This is a genomic window from Allobosea sp. TAB14 (assembly GCF_052113865.1).
Taxonomy (GTDB): Bacteria; Pseudomonadota; Alphaproteobacteria; order Rhizobiales; family Beijerinckiaceae; genus Allobosea; species Allobosea spartocytisi.
In genome coordinates, this window is sequence record NZ_JBFRDQ010000031.1 from 1 (window position 1) to 18300 (window position 18300).

At 66.7% G+C, this 18300-nt stretch carries 14 protein-coding genes and 2 pseudogenes; 12 read left to right on the forward strand and 4 right to left on the reverse strand.

Annotated features, from left to right (window positions below):
• On the reverse strand, positions 1-1062 hold a 1062-nt coding region (lptG, locus tag AB4Y99_RS06820; protein ID WP_441522812.1), incomplete at its 3' end, for an LPS export ABC transporter permease LptG.
• Between the two features lie 141 nt (positions 1063-1203).
• Positions 1204-1992, reverse strand: a pseudogene (locus AB4Y99_RS06825) (LptF/LptG family permease); the annotation flags it as partial.
• A 157-nt stretch (positions 1993-2149) separates the two neighbouring features.
• Between AB4Y99_RS06825 and AB4Y99_RS06830 the strand changes: the two are divergent.
• The 4 genes and pseudogenes from AB4Y99_RS06830 to AB4Y99_RS06845 form a co-directional block, all read left to right on the forward strand.
• Positions 2150-3406: pseudogene (locus AB4Y99_RS06830) on the forward strand (leucyl aminopeptidase); the annotation flags it as partial.
• 68 nt (positions 3407-3474) lie between these two features.
• The gene (locus AB4Y99_RS06835) at positions 3475-3927 is read left to right on the forward strand and encodes a DNA polymerase III subunit chi (protein WP_038367611.1); all 453 of its coding nucleotides are present in this window, start codon (positions 3475-3477) and stop codon (positions 3925-3927) included.
• A complete protein-coding gene (locus AB4Y99_RS06840; RefSeq protein ID WP_248311265.1) occupies positions 3924-4337 on the forward strand; it encodes a hypothetical protein in 414 nt (137 codons plus the stop codon). Before AB4Y99_RS06835 ends, AB4Y99_RS06840 begins: the two co-directional genes overlap by 4 nt.
• 135 nt (positions 4338-4472) lie before the next feature.
• A complete protein-coding gene (locus AB4Y99_RS06845) occupies positions 4473-5183 on the forward strand; it encodes a L,D-transpeptidase family protein (RefSeq protein WP_038367608.1) in 711 nt (236 codons plus the stop codon).
• A gap of 94 nt (positions 5184-5277) precedes the next feature.
• Here the strand turns inward: AB4Y99_RS06845 and AB4Y99_RS06850 are convergent, their stop codons facing one another.
• Positions 5278-5964 (reverse strand): DUF2161 domain-containing phosphodiesterase, encoded by a 687-nt coding sequence (locus tag AB4Y99_RS06850; protein ID WP_441522794.1) that lies wholly within the window; start codon positions 5962-5964, stop codon positions 5278-5280.
• A gap of 149 nt (positions 5965-6113) precedes the next feature.
• Positions 6114-7985, reverse strand: a complete 1872-nt coding sequence (locus AB4Y99_RS06855; protein ID WP_112762368.1) for an ABC-F family ATP-binding cassette domain-containing protein — start codon at positions 7983-7985, stop codon at positions 6114-6116.
• Between the two features lie 363 nt (positions 7986-8348).
• Between AB4Y99_RS06855 and coaD the strand changes: the two genes are divergently transcribed.
• The 8 genes from coaD to AB4Y99_RS06895 all read left to right on the forward strand — a co-directional run bounded on the left by coaD (position 8349) and on the right by AB4Y99_RS06895 (position 18260).
• On the forward strand, positions 8349-8849 hold the full coding sequence (coaD, locus tag AB4Y99_RS06860; RefSeq protein ID WP_038367602.1) for a pantetheine-phosphate adenylyltransferase: 501 nt from the start codon (positions 8349-8351) through the stop codon (positions 8847-8849).
• A 211-nt stretch (positions 8850-9060) separates the two neighbouring features.
• Entirely contained in the window at positions 9061-10392 is a 1332-nt protein-coding gene (gene proS, locus AB4Y99_RS06865; RefSeq protein ID WP_441522795.1) for a proline--tRNA ligase, read from the forward strand.
• A gap of 28 nt (positions 10393-10420) precedes the next feature.
• Entirely contained in the window at positions 10421-11713 is a 1293-nt protein-coding gene (locus AB4Y99_RS06870) for a lipoprotein-releasing ABC transporter permease subunit (protein WP_051988446.1), read from the forward strand.
• On the forward strand, positions 11713-12402 hold the full coding sequence (locus tag AB4Y99_RS06875) for an ABC transporter ATP-binding protein (protein ID WP_441522796.1): 690 nt from the start codon (positions 11713-11715) through the stop codon (positions 12400-12402). Before AB4Y99_RS06870 ends, AB4Y99_RS06875 begins: the two co-directional genes overlap by 1 nt.
• A gap of 399 nt (positions 12403-12801) precedes the next feature.
• A complete protein-coding gene (gene dnaE / locus AB4Y99_RS06880; RefSeq protein WP_441522797.1) occupies positions 12802-16278 on the forward strand; it encodes a DNA polymerase III subunit alpha in 3477 nt (1158 codons plus the stop codon).
• Positions 16279-16366: 88 nt separating this feature from the next.
• Positions 16367-17095: a bifunctional nicotinamidase/pyrazinamidase gene (gene pncA, locus AB4Y99_RS06885; protein ID WP_441522798.1), complete on the forward strand. Its 729-nt coding sequence runs from the start codon at positions 16367-16369 to the stop codon at positions 17093-17095.
• Positions 17096-17104: 9 nt separating this feature from the next.
• A complete protein-coding gene (locus AB4Y99_RS06890; protein ID WP_113253112.1) occupies positions 17105-17800 on the forward strand; it encodes a helix-turn-helix transcriptional regulator in 696 nt (231 codons plus the stop codon).
• Positions 17801-17882: 82 nt separating this feature from the next.
• Positions 17883-18260, forward strand: a complete 378-nt coding sequence (locus AB4Y99_RS06895; RefSeq protein ID WP_441522799.1) for a VOC family protein — start codon at positions 17883-17885, stop codon at positions 18258-18260.
• The last annotated feature ends 40 nt before the right edge of the window (positions 18261-18300 follow it).

The window sequence follows — 18300 nt, forward strand, 5'->3', positions numbered from 1 at the left end:
GCCCAGCATCGTCCCCAATGCTGCGGGCAGCCACGCCGCGACGACCGGATTGACGATTCCCGACGATCCGAGTTCCTCCGACAGTTGTGTCGCCACATAGAGCACGAACCCCGCCGCGACGCCAGCGATCACCAGTTTCGTGACACCACCAAAGCGGAAAAATCTTAAAGAAACGGATGCTGCCACCAGCACCATGGCGATCAGCAGCAGCGGGCGCGCCATAAGCGATTGATATCGCAGCTCATAAGGCGTCGTATCGAGGCCGGCGCGCTTCGTCCGCTCGATCGCCGTCGGCATGGACCAGAAGCCGACCGCCGCGGGCGGTGTGAAACTTTGGCGCATCTGATCCGGCTCCAGCGTCGTCGCGAGATCGTAGTTCTTGTAATTCTGTGGCTCTTCCGAGGCGGAGATCACGCGCGCATCGGAGAGCTGCCAGTGCCCGGGTCGCAGGATGGCCTGGCGGGCATCGATTCGGTCCCTGAAGGAGCCGTCCGGGTTGAAGTTGAAGATCGCGACCTGCGAGAGCCCGTCCTCGTCCGGCAAGGCACCGGCGGCACGGATGATCGCCTGGCCGTCGACGCTGCTCTGCCGCAGCCAGATTTCCGGCACGCTCGCGGCCGCCGGTCCGCCCGTGCGCACGAAGAGCCGGGTCTCGAGGGCGGTGGCGCGGCGCTTCATCTCGGAGGCGAGCGGGTTGTAGACCGTGATCGAGATCAGTCCGATCACCCCCGCCACCACGGCCGCCGGCTGCAGGAACTGCCAGGCCGAGACGCCGACCGAACGGGCGACGACCAGTTCGAGCTTCCGGCTCAGCGTCAGCAGCGCGAACATGCCGCCGAACAAGGCCGCGAAGGGGAAGATCTGCTCGGCGACGCTCGGAACGCGATAGAGCGCCAGCATGATGATGCGCGGCGTGGTGGCGATCGGCGAGTCGCCGGCCCGGCGCATCAGCTCGACGAAGTCGAGCGTACCGATCAGGAAAAAGAAGGTGCCGAACACGCTGATGATCGCGCGGGTGAAGCGCAGCGTCAGATAACGGCCGAGGGTTGTGAAGAGCAGCATCAGGCGCGCCGGAACCGGGCCGCCAGATTGACCAGCGGCAATGTCAGCGGGGCCGTCATCCGGGCGAGGACCGGTCGCAGCCGCTCGCCGTAATAGATGAGGGCTACCGCCAGGAGCCTCGTTCGGGTTCTGGTTGATCAGCTCCCAGGTCGAGCGCTCGCGCGGCTTGTAGACCACCTTGTCGCCATCGCCTTCGCCGGCCCCGCCGGTCGGATCGCCGGTCAGCGCCGAGAGATTGAGGGCGTAGCGCTCGAAGGAGATGATCGAGGTCGTGTTGGTGTTCTTGGCCTCGCGCTGGATCGTGCCTTTTTCCAGCATCAGGAAGCTCTGGCCCTCCGCCTCGACGGTGCGTCCCCGCTCGGCGAGGTAGATCGAGGGCTGCGTCGGGTCGCGCCGGTCCTGCATGAAGATGCCGACCAGCGAGTCGCCCACCTTTTCGCGGTAGTGGAAGGTCACGCCGGAATCGAGCGAGACGAACTGGCCTTCCTTGACGACGTTGGTGACGAAATCGGCCCGGATCAGGGTGATGAGGTCGCGCAGCATCCGGAAGCTTGCCGGCATCACCGACACCGTCATCCAGGCGACGACGACGGCCGTCGCCACGGTCAGGACCAGGAAGGGGCGCGTGACGCGGTGCGGCGCGATGCCGGCCGCGTTCATGACGATGAGCTCGGAATCGCCGTTGAGCTTGTTCAGCGTGTAGAGYGTCGACATGAACAGCGCGACCGGCGCGATGCCCGCGACCAGCGCTGGCAGCGAGAGCAGGGTCACGGTCAGGAAGATCAGGACCGTCTGGCCCTTGCCAGTGATGAGGTCGACCTCGCGCAGCGCCTGTGTCACCCAGATCACGCCGGTGAGGCCGAGCAGCAGCACGATCGCCGCGCCCGCCGCGGTCTTGAGGATGTATCGGTCGAGGCGGTTCAGGAACACGCGTTGCTTTCCGGCAGGCGGGGAACCGAAGGGCCCCGAGGTGGTTCGTCGAACTCACCCTATGGTATAGGCGGATTTGCGGCGCAAACGGGAATCGTCCGCGCCGTGTCCTCCAACTGTCTCTTCCAAGCTATTTTCGCAAGATTGTGAGCGGATCATGTCGCAGCGCCTGAAGCTYGAGRTCAAAGCCCCGGATACGGTCGAGGGACACGATCTCGTCGTCCTCGTTTCCGACACGCTGACCCTGTCGGGAGCGGCGCAGGAGGCGGCGGGGCCGGGCGCGCAGGCGCTGCTCGCGCGGGCGGCCGCCGCGGAGCGCTTCAAGGGCAAGGTCTATGCCGGGCTGACGCTGCCTGCGCCCGAAGGCGCCGCCTATGAGCGGCTGATCGCGATCGGCACCGGATCCGCCGCCGATCGCGGCGAGCTCGATTTCGTGAAGCTCGGCGGAGTGATCGCAGGCCGGCTTGCCGCCGGGCGTAGCGCGGAGATCGTCCTCGCCCTGCCGGAGGGCATGGTGGAGGCGAAACAGGCCGCCGATCTGGCGCTGGGCCTCAGGCTGCGGAGCTATGTCTTCGACCGCTACAAGACGAAGAGCAAGGACAAGGACGAGACCGGCTCCATCGCGGTCACGCTCCGGGTGGCCGATCCCGCGGCCGCGAAGAAGGCCCTGAAAGCGGCGGATGCCATCGCTGCCGGTGTCGTTCTGGCGCGCGATCTCGTCAACGAGCCGCCGAACGTCCTTTATCCGGAGGAGTTCGCCGATCGTGCGAAGAAGCTCGAAAAGCTCGGCGTCGAGGTCGAGATTCTCGACGAGAAGGAGCTGAAGAAGATCGGCATGCGGGCGCTGCTCGGCGTCGGTCAGGGCTCGCGCCGCGAGAGCCGCGTCGTCGTCATGCGCTGGAACGGCGCCGGCAAGGACGAGCAGCCGGTCGCCTTCATCGGCAAGGGCGTCACCTTCGACACCGGCGGAATCTCGCTGAAGCCCGGCGCCGGCATGGAGGACATGAAGGGCGACATGGCAGGCGCGGCCTGCGTCGTCGGCCTTATGCACGCGCTCGCGGCCCGCAAGGCGAAGGTCAACGCCATCGGCGTGATCGGCCTCGTCGAGAACATGCCGGACGGCAATGCCCAGCGCCCGGGCGACATCGTGACCTCGCTCTCCGGCCAGACCATCGAGATCATCAACACCGACGCCGAGGGCCGGCTCGTCCTGGCCGATGTGCTCTGGTACGCGCAAGGGCGCTTCAAGCCGCGCTTCATGATCAACCTGGCGACGCTGACGGGGGCGATCCTGGTCGCGCTGGCGCAGGAGAATGCCGGCCTCTTCACCAACAGCGACGAGCTGGCGCAGCGCCTGACGGCGGCCGGCCTCGCGACGGGCGAGACGGTCTGGCGCATGCCGCTCGGCGGTGAAGGACCATTACGAAGGGTGATTCGCTTTCTCAGGAAGTAGCGGTAAAGTTTTGGGTCGCAGGGGTTTTTATGGCTGAGATCCTGTTCTTCCATCTGCAGTCGCGCCCGCTCGAGCAGGTCCTGCCGACCATCCTCGACCGGGCGCTGGCGCGTGGTCAGAAGGTCGTGGTGGAGGTTTCCAGCCAGGAGCGGATGAGCGTCGTCGACGACCATCTCTGGACCTATGCCGATGAGAGCTTCCTGCCGCATGTCACGGCGATGGAAGCCGACGCGGCCAAGAACCCGATCGTGGTGACGACGCAGGCGCATAACCCCAATGCCGCGCAGGTGAGAATCTGCGCGGATGGCGTTCGCATTCCGGACGCAATGCAGGACTACGAGCGCGTCGTTCTGATATTCGATGGTGACGATCCCGAGGCGCTCAGTGCCGCTCGCGAGGATTGGAAGAAGGCGAGGGCCTCCGGACATGCCGCCAGCTACTGGCAGCAGGACGAAGCCGGCCGCTGGGAGAAGAAAGCGTGAGACTGCCTGTCCTGTTCCTCTGCGCCGCGGCGCTCGGCGGCTGCTCGGTCGACATGGGCGGCTTCGCCTTCCAGTCGGAGACGAAAGGTGGCGTCACCACCACGACGACGACCACCGGCAGCGCCGGCATCTCGACGCGCGAGCCGGTGCTGACGCCGGAAGGCGAGTGCAGCGTCGGCGTCTCGCTCGACCCCTCGACGCGGCCGCTGCCCAAGGAGATCGCGCCTGGCATCACCGAATGCGAGCTGGTCAAGCTCAAGGGCAAGGCCCCGACCGACGTGCTGATCGGCGAGAGCGGCAAGGGCCAACGCGAGGTGCAGGTGCTCTATGCCGAGCCCGGCGGGCGCGAGCTTTATCTGTTCACTGACAACAGGTTGGGCCGAATCGTGAAGCCGGGCGGGGAGGGCTGAGCGGCGTCCGCTCGGCCGTCATCCCCGGGCTTGCCAGGGGAGCCCCGTGACGGCACTCTCAATTCAACAAGACGTTCAGCGGATCTAGACCGGCGTATGTTCTCGTCGGGCAGCAGGACATGGAAGCGACCAGAGATGATCATGGACGGTAGGAATGCCGATTCCGGCAAGATGGACGAGATTGCTCTGCTGGAGCGTCGCGCGGGGCTTCTCAACCGCCGGTCGTTTCTGGCCGGCTCCGCCATGGGGCTCGGCGCGCTGACGCTGGGCGGTTGCGCGATCTCCGACGGCATGAGCCTCGCCGAGGCGGAGAAGGTCTACGGGCCCGTGCCTGAGGAGAAATTCCCGATCCCGGCGGTCGACGTCACCAAGGTCGATCCGAAATATTTCCGCAAGACCGTGCGCTACGAAACCAAGGAAGCGCCCGGCACGATCATCGTCGATCCCGGCAATTACTACGTTTACCGCATCGAGGAAGACGGAGCCGCCACACGCTACGGCGCCAATGTCGGCCGCGACGGGTTCCGCTGGAACGGCGACGCCTATGTCGGGCGCAAGTCCGAATGGGCGACCTGGACACCGCCCAAGGAAATGATCAAGCGCCAGCCCGAGGCCGCCAAATACGCCCGCGGCATGCCGGGCGGCCTCGACAACCCGCTCGGCGCTCGCACGCTCCATCTCTATCAGAACGGCGTCTACACGCTCTACACGATCTATGCGTCGAGCGATCCCGAGTCGATCGGCTCGGGGGTCACGAGCGGCTGTGTCGGCCTGCTCAGCCAGGACATGATCCACCTGTACAATCGCACGCCGGTCAAGACGAAGGTGGTCGTCCTGCCGGCCTAGGCGCCAGCGTCAACCCCTGGTTTTTAGCACTGCCGGTGCGGGCAGCGGGCATTTGATGCTCGCTGCGGCGCCGTCGATGGCGGATGCCCGGACCTCAGGCAGCCACTCCGCTGCCATCCTGGCCCGCAGGAGGCTCCGGCAGCCATGTCTCCAACGCGCTGCGGCCTGTCTCGGTCAGCGCGTAGACGCCACGCTCGGAGCGCTCGAACCAGCCATAGACATTCCGGCGCAGGATCTTCTGGGCATCGGGGAAGGATCGCTTGAGATCGCGCGGCCGTTGCGGCGCCGATGTCATCGCTGCGGCGCAGGCGAGCGCCTGCTGGCGATAGGCCGTCATGATCGGCTTGCGCGTGCCTCCGCCGGCGGCGGGGTCGCCCTGGCGTCGTTTATGCTCCTCGACCAATCTCGAGCGCCGGCGCGGATCCTTCCGGGGCGTCGGCGCGGTGGGAGACACCAGGACGTCGACGCGGCCGGATGAGGAGACGCCCAGCAGTCCAAAACCGAGGCGTCGGCAGAGATTGCGATATCGCGGATCGCTTTCGCGGCCCTTGCCCTTGGCGGAAAGCTGGGCGGCCAGCCAGATCTCGTCGCCGAGGCTCATTCTGTCCACGCCCTGCAGGACGAGCTCCAGATTGAACGTCAGCTTGAGCTCGCCGATGACCACCACGGCCGGATCGTCATCCCGCAGCCCGACGAGATCGCAATGCCCGATTTCGCCCTTGACGCTATAGCCGAGGCCCTCGAGGAAGCGTTTGACGGGTAGATAAAGGGACGTTTCCACATCGGATCTCCGGGCAACCCGTCGAGCATGCCCCGATAGTCGTTTCAGAGAGGCAAACGCCGCCGCGAACGGGCGCACGACATGCGCCGCTTGCTCGGATACACGCGTGCCTGGCTCGGACCATGTTCGTTCGGCCCGAAGCGCGTGCTTCAGGCGCTCTCCAGCTCCTCGCCCAGCACCAGCCACTCCTCCTCCGCCGCCGCGAGCGCTTCCGCCAGCTCGGCCCGCTGGCGGGAGAGCTGCAGCGCCTTGTCGGGCTCGCGCGAAAAGGCGCCGTTGGCGAGCGCGGCATCGACCTTCTCGATGAGGCCCGTCAGCTTGGCGATGCGTGCCTCGGCGAGGTTGAGCTTCTGCCGGAGCGGCCCTTGCGCCACGCGCTTGGTCGCCGCTTCCTTGCGCTCGTCCGCTTTCGGCTTCGCAGTGGCCTCCGGCGCCGGCTTGCCGCGCCTTTCGGCTTTGGCTGCGCCGAGCACATAGGTGCGGTAGTCGTCCATGTCGCCGTCGAAATTCTTCACCGTGCCGCCCGCGACCAGCCAGAGCCTGTCGGCGCAGGCCTCGATCAGGAAGCGGTCGTGGCTGACCAGCATGACGGCGCCGGGATAGTCGTTGATCGCATTGACCAGCGCCGTGCGGCTGTCGATATCGAGATGGTTGGTCGGCTCGTCGAGGATCAGCAGATGCGGCCCGTGGAAGGTCGCGAGCCCGAGCATCAACCGTGCCTTCTCGCCGCCGGAGAGCAGCTTCACCGGCGTATCCGCCTTGGACGCGGGGAAGCCGATCTGCGCCGCCTTGGAGCGCACTTTTGCCTCAGGCGCATCCGGCATCAGATCGCGCAGATGGCCGACCGGCGTATCCTCGATCCGCAATTCGTCGAGCTGGTGCTGGGCGAAATAGGCGGTCTCCAGCTTGCTCGACTTCTTCATCTCGCCGGACATGGCGTCGAGCCGGCCGCCGATCAGCTTGCAGAAGGTCGACTTGCCGTTGCCGTTGGAGCCGAGCAGCGCGATGCGATCGTCCGGCGCGAGGCTGAGATTGAGCCGCGACAGCACCTTGCGCTCGCCATAGCCAGCGCTCGCATCCTCCAGCACGATCATCGGCGGCGAGAGCGGCTTCTCGGGGCCCGGGAAGGCGAAGGGCTGGACGTCGCGGTCGACGATTGCCGCAATCGACTCCATCTTCTCCAGCCGCTTGACGCGCGACTGGGCCTGCCGCGCCTTCGAAGCCTTGGCCTTGAAGCGGTCGACGAAGGCCTGGAGATGCTTGCGCTCGGCGTCCTGCTTCTCCTTGGCGCGGGCGAGCTGCATCTGCTTCTCGGCCCGCTGCTTCTCGAAGGAGGAATAGCCGCCGCGATAGAGCGTGAGCTTGCCCTGGTCGAGATGCATGATGTGGTCGACCGAGGTGTCCAGCAATTCGCGATCATGGCTGATGACGATCACGGTATGCGGATAGCGCTCGAGGTAATCGTAGAGCCAGAGCGTGCCTTCGAGGTCGAGATAGTTGGTCGGCTCGTCGAGCAGCAGCAGGTCGGGCTCCGAGAACAGCACGGCCGCCAGCGCGACGCGCATGCGCCAGCCGCCCGAGAAATCGGAGCAGGGCCGCTGCTGCGCTTCCTCGTTGAAGCCGAGCCCGTGCAGCACCATAGCGGCGCGGGCCGGCGCGGAATGGGCGCCGATATCGGCGAGCCGCGTCTCGATCTCGGCGATGCGATGCGGATCGGTCGCGGTCTCGCTCTCCTTCATCAGGGCGGTGCGCTCGATGTCGGCGGCGAGCACGACCTCGATCAGCGATTCCGGCCCGCCCGGCGCCTCCTGTGCAACGCCGCCGATGCGCCGTCCCTTCGGCAGGCTGATATTGCCGCTTTCGGTACCGAGATCACCGGTGATGATCTTGAACAGCGTCGTCTTACCGGTGCCGTTGCGACCGACGAAACCGACGCGCGCGCCATCGGGAATTGCGGCGCCGGTGTGGTCGAGCAGCAGGCGCTCGCCGAGGCGATAGGTGATGTCGTTGATCGTCAGCATTCCGGCGATGTAGGGCGGTCGGCCGGAAAAGCCAATCGAAAGCGCGAAACGGGGCAAACGTCACGATTTCGTCACGATCCTGCCGCGGCGCGGCCCGCTGGCGCCTTCACCCAACGGAAATGCAGTAATTCTTCGATTCGCGAGGCTGTCTTCGATGCATGCCTACCCGTTCCAAGTCGCGTCCCGCCCTGTTTCCTTCCTGGCGCCTCTGATGATCTGCGTCGCGATCATCCTCGGCAGCGTTGCGGCGCTTACGGCGATCGTTCCGTTCTCCTGATCCTGTTGCGGCAACCGATGCGGCGGCGCGCGGCTTTGCAGCCGGCGGTGCTTGTCGCCGGCGATGCCAGCCGCTAACGCTGGATCATGACGCGCACCGCTTTCTACACCGGCTCCTTCGACCCCGTGACCAACGGCCATGCCGACGTCATCGCCGCCGCGGCAGGGCTTTGCGACAGGCTGGTCGTCGCGATCGGCGTTCACCCCGGCAAGGCGCCGCTTCTCCCCGTCGAGCAGCGCGCCGATCTGGTGCGCGCAGTCGCATCCCCGCTGCTGGCGGCGAAGGGGGCCGTGCTCGACGTCGTGACCTTCGACGATCTCGCCGTCGACGCGGCCCGTCGCGCGGGCGCCACGCTCATCATCCGCGGCCTGCGCGACGGCACTGATCTCGATTACGAGATGCAGATGGCCGGCATGAACGGCACGATGGCGCCCGATGTGCAGACGGTCTTCCTGCCGGCCTCGCCCGGTGTGCGCCACATCACCGCGACGCTGGTCCGGCAGATCGCGGCGATGGGCGGCGATGTTTCGGCTTTCGTGCCGCCGCCGGTGCTGGCGGCGCTGAAGGCGCGCTTCGCCAAAGGCTGAAGCATAAACGGCCGTCATTCCGGATCATGGCCCGGAATGACGGATCCGGTTCCAGCTCGGCCGACGGGGCAGGGCGCAAGACACATAACTTCGCCATCTTCCGCCGCTTTCTGCCGATTTTGGTTTGCATTTTGCCGAGAGCGATGGTGTCTCTCAGGTGAAGCGACTCGTCGCGCAGGGCCCTGCGCGACGCCCTCCGACAGGTTTTCCGATGCGTCTTTCCCGCTATTTCCTGCCCATTCTGCGCGACACGCCCAAGGAAGCGGAGATCGTCTCGCACCGGCTGATGCTGCGCGCCGGCATGATCCGTCAGGAATCGGCCGGCATTTATGCGTGGCTGCCGCTGGGCCTGCGCGTGCTCGACAAGATCTGCAAGGTCGTGCGCGAGGAGCAGAACCGCTCGGGCGCCGTCGAGATCCTGATGCCGACCATCCAATCGGCCGATCTCTGGCGCGAGAGCGGGCGCTACGACGCCTATGGCAAGGAGATGCTGCGCATCAAGGACCGGCATGATCGCGACATGCTSTACGGSCCGACCAAYGAGGAGATGRTCACCGASATCKTCCGGKCCTATGTSAAGTCCTACAAGGACCTGCCGCTCAATCTCTACCAYATCCAGTGGAAGTTCCGCGACGAGGTGCGCCCGCGCTTCGGCGTGATGCGCGGCCGCGAATTCCTGATGAAGGACGCCTATTCCTTCGACCTCGACAAGGACACGGCCCGCCACGCCTATAACCGCATGTTCACCGCCTATCTGCGCACCTTCGCGCGGCTCGGCCTGAAGGCGATCCCGATGCGCGCCGATACCGGCCCGATCGGCGGCGACCTGTCTCACGAGTTCATCGTTCTGGCCTCGACGGGCGAGAGCGAGGTGTTTTGCCACAGCGACTATCTGAACTTCCAGACTCCGGCGGTCGACACCGATTTCGACAGCGTTCCGGGCCTGCAGGGCGTCGTCGACAAGTGGACGAGCCTTTATGCCGCCACGGAGGAGATGCACGACAAGGCCGCTTTCGAAGCGATTCCCGAGGAGAAGCGCGTCTCGGCGCGCGGCATCGAGGTCGGTCACATCTTCTATTTCGGCACCAAATATTCCGAGCCCATGGGCGCGAGCGTGGCCGGACCGGACGGCCAGCCCGTGCTGCTGCACGGCGGCTCCTACGGCATCGGCCCGAGCCGCCTCGTCGCCGCGCTGATCGAGGCCAGCCATGACGATGCCGGCATCGTCTGGCCCGAGGAGATCGCACCCTTCGACATCGCCGTCATCAACCTCAAGGCGGGCGACGCCGCGACCGACGGCGCAGCCGAACGCCTCTACAAGGACCTGCTCGCCAAGGGTTACGATGCGCTGCTCGACGACACCGACGACCGGCCGGGCGCCAAATTCGCCACCGCCGACCTGATCGGCGTGCCCTGGCAGATCATCGTCGGCCCCAAGGGGCTGGTCGAGGGCAAGGTCGAGATCAAGCGCCGTGCCGGCGGCGAGCGCGAGCTCGTCTCGCTGGAGGCCGCTCTCGACCGCTTCAAGGGCAAGGCGGCGTGACGGGATATCGGGCAGCGGGATATTGGGCATGAGCGCCGTCGCCGAAAGTTCGGACATCCCGACCGGCACGAAGCCTTTTGCCGGCTTCGAATGGCTGCTCGCCGGGCGCTATCTCCGGACGCGCCGGCGCGAGGGCTTCGTCTCGGTCATCGCCGGCTTCTCGTTTCTCGGCATCATGCTCGGCGTCGCGACGCTGATCATCGTGATGTCGGTGATGAACGGCTTCCGCAAGGAGCTGCTCGAGAAGATCGTCGGCGTGAACGGCCATATCTTCGCGACCCCGATCGACCGGCCCCTCGACGATTACGACAGCGTGGCCGAGCGGCTGCGCAAGATCACCGGCATCCAGCTCGCCATCCCGCTGGTCGAGGGCCAGGCCCTGGCATCCTCACAGACCGGCAATAACGGCGTGCTCGTGCGCGGCGTGCGCGAGGCCGACATCAAGGCGATCCCCTTCATCGGCGGCAACATCAAGTCCGGCACGCTCGATGGCTTCGATGCCGCTCCGCCCGGCGTCGCCATCGGCATCCGCCTCGCCAATGCGCTCGGCGTCCAGGTCGGGGACACGATCACGCTGGTGACGCCGCAGGGCGCCTCGACGCCCTTCGGCACGGCGCCGCGCATCAAGGCCTACCCGGTCAAGGCGATCTTCTCGATCGGCATGACCGAGTTCGACGGCACCTTCGTCTACATGCCGCTCGCCGAGTCCCAGGCCTATTTCAACCGCGACGGCGATGTGAACGTCATCGAGATCTTCGTCGACAATCCCGACAACACGCAGAAGGTCCGCGACGCCATCGAAGCGGATGCGCCGCGCCCGCTCGTCCTCTCCGATTGGCGGCAGCGGAATCGCAGCTTCTTCAATGCGCTGGAAGTCGAGCGCAACGTCATGTTCATCATCCTGACGCTGATCGTGCTGGTGGCGGCGCTCAACATCGTCTCCGGCCTGATCATGCTGGTGAAGGACAAGACCGAGGACATCGCGATCATGCGCACCATGGGCGCGACGGCCGGCACGGTTCTGCGCGTCTTCCTGATCACCGGCGCGGCCATCGGCGTCGTCGGCACGCTCGCCGGGCTGATTCTCGGCGTTCTCTTCTCCCACTACATCAAGTCGATCATGGCCGCGCTGAACTGGATCACCGGTGCCAATCTCTGGGATCCGACGGTGCGCTTTCTCAGCGACATCCCCTCGGTCCTCGACTGGCGCGACGTCGTGAACGTCGTCCTGATGGCGCTGACGCTGTCGCTGCTGGCGACGCTCTATCCGGCCTGGAAGGCGGCGCGGCTCGACCCCGTCAAAGCGCTGAGGATGGGCTGATGGCGCAGGAAACGCCCGCGCTCTTCCTGTCGCAGGTCGAGCGTTTCTATCCGCAGGCGGATGCGCCGCTCGAAGTGCTGCGCAAGGCCGATTTCGCGCTCTGGCCGGGCGAGGTCGTCGCGCTGGTGGCGCCGAGCGGCACCGGCAAGTCGACCCTGCTGCATGTCGCCGGCCTGCTGGAGAAGCCGGATGGCGGCGAGGTCTTCGTCGGCGGGCTGGCCACCACCAAGCTCGACGACAAGGGCCGCACGCGGCTGCGCCGCACCGAGATCGGCTTCGTCTATCAGTTCCACCATCTCCTGCCGGAATTCACGGCGCTGGAGAACGTCGTGCTGCCGCAGCGCATCCGCGGGCTGGACCGGGATGTCGCGGAGGAAYGGGCGGCGGAGCTCCTGRGCTTTCTCGGTCTCGGCCAGCGGCTCGACCATCTGCCGGGCGAGCTCTCGGGCGGCGAGCAGCAGCGCGTCGCCATCGGCCGCGCTGTCGCCAACGGCCCGCGCCTGCTGCTGGCCGACGAGCCGACCGGCAATCTCGATCCGCAAACCGCGCAGCATGTCTTCGGCACGCTGATCGCGCTCGCCCGCGCCTCCGGGCTCGCGGCGCTGATCGCGACGCACAACCTCGATCTCGCCCGCAAGATGGACCGCCAGGTCACCATCCGCGAAGGGCTGGTCGTGCCGCTGGCTTGAGAGCCTGCCGCCATTCCCGGGCGTCGCGGAGCGGCGACCCGGAGCTCCCCTGCCTGATGAACTGCGGAACCACCCCGTCATTCCGGCCGCAGCGAAGCGGAGGGCCGGGATCCATGATAGGGCGCTCCGCTCTACGATGGATCCCGGATCTACGCGGCTTCGCCGCTTGTCCGGGATGACGGGGTGGCTCCGCAGTTCATTTTGCCAGAGATGCTCGGGTCGAGCCCGAGCATGACGCGGTTTTACGCCAGGCGAGGCGCCACAAGCGTCAACGGCAGGAGGGGGCGGGAGGCGCGCCGTCCACAGCCGGCCCGAAGAGGCTATCGACGGGCGCCCCCAGGGAGTTCCATAAGAAAAGGCACGGGTGAGCGAGTCGCGGCGCGGCGGCGGGAGAGGGACATGGGACGGGACGCAGGCGAGACACGCATCCTGTCGGACATCGGCTTCGTCCATCTCCATGTCCATTCGAGCTATTCCTTGCTCGAAGGCGCGATGACGGTCACGACGCTCGCCAAGATGGCCGCCGCCGACGGCCAGCCGGCGCTGGCGCTGACGGACACTGACAATCTCTTCGGCGCGCTGGAATTCTCCGAGAAGCTCTCCGGCTCCGGCTTGCAGCCGATCGTCGGTGTGCAGCTCTCGGTCGATTTCGCCGATGARGGCGAGGGCGGCCGCAGGCCGGTGCAGCCGCAGCGCCTGCCGCATATCGTCCTGCTCGCCATGGACGAGGCCGGTTACGGCAATCTGATGAAGCTCGTCAGCGAGGCTGCGCTGGCGACCGGCGGCGCCGGCCAGCCAGTGACCACGATCGAGCGCCTTGCGGCCTACCATGACGGGCTGATCGCGCTGACGGGCGGCAGCGAAGGGCCGGTCGATACGGCGCTGCGCAATGGCCAGATTCCCGTGGCGGCGGCGCGGCTCGCCACGCTCGCTCAAATCTATGGCGACCGGCTCTATGTCGAGATCCAGCGCCATGGCGGCGAGAACGAGGCGGCGCTGGAGGCGCATCTCCTGCGCCTCGCCTATGATGCCGATCTGCCGATCGTCGCGACCAACGAGCCCTTCTACGCCAAGCCCGCCGATTTCGACGCCCATGACGCGCTGCTGGCCGTGGCCGAGGGGCGCCTTGTCTCGGACGGCACGCGCCGCCGCGTCACGCCTGAGCACTATTTCGCTTCGCGCGCCGAGATGAAACGGCGCTTCGCCGACCTGCCGGAAGCGCTGGCGAACACCGTCGAGATCGCGATGCGCTGCCATTGGCGCGTCACCACCCGCAAGCCGATCCTGCCGCGCTTCGGCGAGGAGGGCCGCGACGAGGCCGAGGAATTGCAGGAACAGGCGCGCGCCGGTCTTGCCGCGCGGCTCGCCAAGCATGGCCCGGCCGAGGGCTTCTCCGTCGAGGATTACGAGAAGCGGCTCGATTTCGAGCTCTCGATCATCACCCGGATGAAGTTCCCGGGTTACTTCCTGATCGTCTCGGACTTCATCAAATGGGCCAAGGCCCAGGATATCCCGGTTGGCCCGGGTCGCGGCTCGGGCGCTGGCTCGCTCGTCGCCTATGCGCTGACCATCACCGACGTCGATCCGCTGCGCTTCGGCCTGCTCTTCGAGCGCTTCCTCAACCCGGATCGCGTCTCGATGCCGGACTTCGACATCGACTTCTGCCAGAACCGRCGYGAAGAGGTGATCGACTACGTCAAGCACCATTACGGGCAGGAGCGCGTCGCCCAGATCATCACCTTCGGCACGCTGCTCGCCCGCGGCGTGCTGCGCGACGTCGGCCGCGTGCTGGAAATGCCCTATGGCCAGGTCGACAAGCTGACCAAGCTGGTGCCGCAGAACCCGGCCAAGCCGATCTCGCTGAAGGATGCCATTGAGGGCGAGCCGAAGCTGCAGCAGGCGGCCGAAGAGGAGCCGATCGTCGCGCGGCTGCTCGAAATTGGCCAGAAGCTGGAAGGGCTTCACCGCCATGCTTCGACTCACGCCGCAGGCGTGGTGATCGGCGACCGGCCGCTCGAACAGCTCGTCGCGCTCTCGGTCGATCCGCGCACCGGCATGCGCGTCACCCAGTTCAACATGAAATGGGTCGAGCAGGCCGGGCTGGTGAAGTTCGACTTCCTCGGCCTCAAGACGCTGACCACGCTGACCACGGCGGTGAAGCTCATCGCCCAGCGCGACATCCAGATCGACCTCGCCCAATTGCCCTTCGACGACCCGCCGACCTACGCCATGCTGGCGCGCGGCGAGACGGTCGGCGTGTTCCAGGTGGAATCGGTCGGCATGCGCAAGGCGCTGGTCGAGATGAAGGCCGACCGGATCGAGGATCTGATCGCGCTGGTCGCGCTCTACCGTCCCGGCCCGATGGACAACATCCCGACCTATTGCCGCCGAAAGCTCGGGCTGGAGGATCCGACCTATCTCCATCCCGGCATGGAGCCCTATCTGCGCGAGACGCACGGCATCATCGTCTACCAGGAACAGGTGATGCAGGTCGCGCAGGCGCTCTCGGGTTATTCGCTCGGCGAAGCCGACCTGCTGCGCCGCGCCATGGGCAAGAAGATCAAGGCGGAGATGGACGCCCAGCGCGACCGTTTCGTGAAGGGCGCCATCGAGGGCGGCATCAAGAAGGACATCGCCTCCGAGATCTTCGACCTCCTGGCGAAGTTCGCCGACTACGGCTTCAACAAGAGCCATGCGGCGGCCTATGCGGTCGTCGCCTTCCAGACCGCCTATCTCAAGGCGAACTTTCCCGTAGAGTTCCTCGCCGCGTCGATGACGCTCGACATGGGCAACACCGACAAGCTCTCGGAATTCCGCCGCGATGCCGAGCGGCTCGGTATCAAGGTCGAGCGACCGGCGATCAACCATTCCGGCGTCGAGTTCGACGTCGCCGAGGGCAAGATCTTCTACGCGCTCGGCGCCATCAAGGGCGTCGGCCGGGCGGCGGTCGAGGCGCTGGTCGTGGCGCGCGAGTCCGGCGGTCCCTTCCGCGATCTCGCCGATCTCGCGCGCCGCATCGACACCAGGCTGGTCAACCGCCGCACGCTGGAAGCGCTCATCGCCGCCGGCGCGCTCGACGAGCTGCAGGAGGACAGGGCCCGCGCCATGGCCGCCATCGATGGCATGCTGGCGCTCTCCAACCGCACCCGCGACGAGGCGGCCGCCGGCCAGTTCGACCTGTTGAGCGGCGGCGTCGTCCAGGAAGCCTTCCGCATCCCGCAGGTCGAGCCCTGGGCTCCGGCCGAGAAGCTCAAGCGCGAGCACGAGGCGGTCGGCTTCTTCCTCTCGGGCCATCCGCTCGACGATTACGAGCATGTGCTGAAGCGCCTGCGCGTGCAGCGCTATGCCGATTTCGCCCAGACGGTGCGCGCCAACGGCACCGGCGTCGGCAAGGTCGCGGTCTCCGTCATCGACAAGTCGGAGCGGCGCACCAAATCCGGCAACAAGATGGGCATCGTCAATCTGTCGGATCCGAGCGGCCAGTTCGAGGCGGTCCTGTTCTCGGAAGGGCTGATGCGCTACCGCGATTTGCTCGAGCCGGGCAGGGCGCTGGTGCTGCGGCTTTCCGCCGTGCTCGACGGCGAGGAGGTGCGTCCGCGCATCGAGGATGTCGAGGTGCTCGACGATCTCGCCTCGCGCCAGAAGCAGGACCTCCTGATCTATCTGCGYGACGACAAGGCCGTGCCCTCCATCGCCGAGCGCATCCGGCCGCGCGGCGAGGCTTCGCGCTCCGACGGCAAGGTATCGATCGTCATGATTCTCGACGATGGTGCGCAGGAGGTCGAGATCGAGCTGCCGGGCAAATACCCGGTCACCCAGCAGGTCGCCAATGCGGTGCGCGCCGCTCCCGGTGTTGTGAGCGTCGAACTGCGTTGAGACCTGCCGGCCGGCCTGTTTCCCGCCTTGCCGGCACTTGCCCGCGGCATGGGGTTGAAGCACGCTGTAGACCGCAAGGAGGGCGGCCATGGCTGGACCGTTCGAGATCGACAGGCGCATGCTGATCGCGGGGGCGACGGTGCTGACCGTTGCCGGCGTACCGCATGGCGCCCGGGCACAGGAGACACCCGTGATCGACGAGCGCGCCGTTCTCATCGTCGTCGATGTCCAGAACGATTTCTGCCCCGGCGGCAACCTTGCCGTTCCCAGGGGCGACGAGGTCGTCCCGGTCATCAACGCGCTGGCGAAGCGCTTCTCGAACATCGTGCTGACGCAGGACTGGCACCCGGCCGGGCATTCCTCCTTCGCCTCCAGCCATCCCGGCAAGAAGCCGTTCGAGACGGTCGAGATGCCTTACGGCCGGCAGGTGCTCTGGCCGGATCACTGCATCCAGGGCTCGAAGGGGGCGGAGTTCCGCGCCGATCTCGACGTTTCCAGCGCACAGGCSATCATCCGCAAGGGCTATCGCCGCGAGGTCGACAGCTAYTCCGGCTTCKTCGAGGCCGACCGCAAGACCCCGACCGGCCTCACCGGCTATCTCAGGGAGCGCGGCATCCTGCGCGCCGTCATCGTCGGGCTCGCCACCGATTTCTGCGTGAGCTGGACGGCGCAGGACGCGTCCGCCGCCGGCTTCGAGACCTATGTCGTCGAGGATGCCTGCCGCGCCATCGATCTCGAAGGCTCGCTGGAGAAGGCCTGGGCCGAGATGGCCGAGAACGACGTCACCCGGATCAGGGTGAGCGACCTGCCGGGCTGAGCCGCGTCGGTGTCACGCGCCCAGCGCCTGCTCGATCTCATCCAGCTCCTGCGCCGCCACCGGCGTCCGGTCTCCGGTCGCCGGCTCGCCGATGAACTCGGCGTCAGCATTCGCACGCTCTATCGCGATATCGTCACGCTGCAGGGGCAGGGCGCCCCGATCGAGGGCGAGCCCGGCCTCGGCTATGTGCTGAAACCGGGCTTCATGCTGCCGCCGCTGATGTTCGGCGAGGACGAGATCGAGGCGCTGCTGCTCGGCTCGCGCTGGGTCGCGGACCGCGCCGACGGCCCGCTCGCTCTCGCCGCGCGCGATGCCATGGCGAAGATCGTCGCCGTGCTGCCACCCGACCTGACGCGCCGCGTCGAGGATGCGGTGCTGATCCTCGGGCCGGGGCGGGCGATCGCCGCCGGAGAGGGCATCGATCTCGCCGCCATGCGGCGCACGATCCGCGCCGAGCGCCGGGCTCGCATGGCCTACGGCGACGGGCAGGGGCGGGCGAGCGAGCGCATCGTCTGGCCGCTGGCGCTGTCCTTCTTCGATCATGTCCGCGTCCTCGTCGCCTGGTGCGAGCTGCGTCAGGATTTTCGCCATTTCCGGGTCGATCGTATCGACCGGTTCGAGCCGCTGGATGCGCGCTATCCGCAGCGGCGCGCGGTGCTGCTCAAGGCCTGGCGCGAGAAGGAGGGCATTCCGTCGCCGCAATGACGGACACTGCCGGAAATTGGCAGCATCTGATTCTACGGTCTGCATCGTCGAAACCGCCGAAGACGAGCCCTGGAGGCCAATCATGTTCGATGCTCATTTCATCCTGCTGCATGTCGAGAGCCCGGCAGCGAGTGCGCGCTTCTATGCCGATCTGATCGGTCAGGAGCCGAAGGAACTGTCGCCGACCTTCGCGATGTTCGCGCTGTCCTCGGGCATCMKGCTCGGGCTCTGGTCGCGCCATACRGTCGAGCCTGCCGCGACCGCGCAGGGCGGAGCGGCCGAGGTCGCGATGATGGCGCCGTCTGCCGCGGCCGTCGATGCGACCTGCGCGGCGTGGCGTGGGCGTGGCATCGCGATCCTGCAGGAGCCGACCGATCTCGACTTCGGCCGCACCTTCACGGCGTCCGATCCCGACGGTCATCGCCTGCGCGTGTTCTGGCCGTTTCCGRCGGAAGGCTGAAGCGTCCGGCAGGTGTTTCCCGGAACCTGCCTGGCAAGAA